At 68.5% G+C, this 2,275-nt stretch carries 1 protein-coding gene; it reads left to right on the top strand.

Annotated features, from left to right (window positions below; genetic code table 11):
- Window positions 1-428 precede the first annotated feature (428 nt).
- Window positions 429-1,907 (top strand): CocE/NonD family hydrolase, encoded by a 1,479-nt coding sequence (locus tag AC559T_RS11785; protein WP_498868715.1) that lies wholly within the window; start codon window positions 429-431, stop codon window positions 1,905-1,907.
- Window positions 1,908-2,275 lie beyond the last annotated feature (368 nt).

Raw genomic sequence — 2,275 nt, 5'->3', positions numbered from 1 at the left:
CTAGCCCGCTGCGTGCGCACCCTAATCTGCTGAACGCAGCCGAGACAGAGGCTTTGATCGCGGAGGCTCGCCGCGGTCACCAGCCCGACCCGCCGGCGCCGACTAACAGGACGGACCATCGCATGCCCAGCCCGCCCCCCCGTGAGGGCGCGGACGGTGTCGAGCGAGGTGCCACGGTGAGCGCCGGACAGGTTGTGTCGCCGAGGCGCGGGAGATTCCTGCGGTCGCGGGGGCGCGGACGCTTCTGGCCCGTGCTGGCGGCGGTGGCGATGGCGATAACCGCGTGCTCGGCGTCGTCCCCGGACAGCACAGCGGTGTCGGCGAGTGGCCCGCGTCCGACCGAAACGGCACCGCTGTCGGCGGCGACCAACGCATGGTGGTCGTACACCCGTCCGGCGACGTTCGACTCGACGCGGACCTCTGTGAAGGTGCCCGCGGGAGACGGTACCCAGCTCGACTGCTCGCTCGTGCGTCCCGCCGAAAACGGCGCCCCGGCTGCTGGCCGGTTTCCCGGACTGGTGATCGAGTTCACCCCGTATGCCGTTATCCGCTCCACCTTCGAGAGCGAGGCTGCGTACTTCGCCACCCGCGGCTACAACGGTCTGGTCTGCAATGTGCGGGGCACCGGACCTTCCGGTGGGACCTGGCAGCATGCCATGTCGGCCCAGGACAGCCGAGACGCCCGTGACCTCATCGAATGGTTGGCGATTCAGCCGTTCTCCGACGGGCGCATCGGCATGTTCGGCGAGAGCTACGGCGGCCAGACCACCTACGGCGCCGCCATCGAGCAGGCGCCGCACCTGCTGGCCATCGCGCCCCTCCAACCCCCAGCGAGCCTCTACGACGACGTCATCTACCCGGGCGGCATCAAGACCACCGAGGGCGGGACCATCGACAACTGGCCCGGTACTGCCCAGCTCCTCAGCCAGGGCCGTATCGACGCCGCCGCTGAGTACGCCGCCAACCGCGAGCACCCGACCTTCGACTCCTACTGGCAGGAGCGATCCTTCACCGGCCGCTACAGCGCGATCAAAGTTCCCGTGCTCACCGTCGGCGGGTGGGAAGACCAGTACTTCAGATCGGGCACCCTGGCCAACATCGAAGGTGCTCTCAACCGGACCTGGGCGATCTACGGACCCTGGCAGCATCTCTCACCGATCGCCTTCCCCAACTGCCCGGGCCTGTGTAACCCCGAGGGACTCGCTCCCGGCCTGCTGCTGGCATGGTTCGACCGCTGGGTCAAGAACCTGCCCGACGTCCCGATCCCGACCCGCCCCACCTTCGTGAGCTACGAAGGCCCCGCCGGTATCGGCGACGGCTGGCGCGAGGTCTCGAACTACAACCCCAAAAATGGCGCCCGGACGCAGACGCTGTCCCTGAGCCAGGACGGCACACTGTCCGCAGACCGCGGCACGAGCGGGTCCGCCACGTTCCACCAGCCCGCCGACCCGGCAAGCCCCGCCGGATCAGCCACGTTCCAAACCGCACCGCTCACCCAGGCGACGTCGATGCTCGGCCACCCCGCACTCACCCTGCGGGCATCCCTGTCCGGCCCCGACGCCAACCTCTACGCCGAACTCCTCGACATCGCCCCGGATGGCACCTCAGCCCTGGTGAACAACGGATTCCTGCGCGCAAGCCACCGCACCTCGCACACCACACCGACACCGGCACCCGTAGGCACACTCATCACGTTCGACCTGCAGATCCGCGCGGACCACTATCGATTCGCCGCTGGCCACCGCATCGCCATCCGGCTCTCCGGCGGCGCCGCCGACACCCTCACCCCCAACCCCGCACCCGTCGACGTGACCGTCGCCACCGGCACCGGCGGCTCCGTCCTGCACCTCCCCACCATCCCCGACTCCTCACCCACCCCCGCCGCGAGCACGAACGCCCTCAACTAAAAAGACGCTCAGCCAGACGCCACCGTCGCGCCTACCCATCGACCTACCAGGTGGACCTAACGCACCACAATAAAAACCGCTGGATCTTGGTTACCGGCCCTGAAATCACTGTTCGACCGGTCGCCATGCGACCCTGACCAGGGATGATGCCCCGTGACCACACCGGCAGCGGCATCGCTTCCCGAGTCGAACGCGCGTTCCGTACACCTGGTGGTTCCGGGCTACCCAGCCGTCCGTCGACGTTCACACCTACCGACCGGCCGCGGCGTGGCGAGGTCTCCACCGTCGGCCGAGCCTTGTCCGGGCGCATGCAGTAGGCGGAGGGACTGTCCGATCAGGTAGGTGCCTGTCCAGGCCGACCTGTTGTG

Origin of the sequence: Frankia sp. Hr75.2 (assembly GCF_949319125.1) — a bacterium.
GTDB lineage: Bacteria > Actinomycetota > Actinomycetes > Frankiales > Frankiaceae > Parafrankia > Parafrankia soli.
The sequence above is the reverse complement of the archived record's forward strand: the minus strand, read 5'-3'. Positions and strand labels throughout refer to the sequence as shown.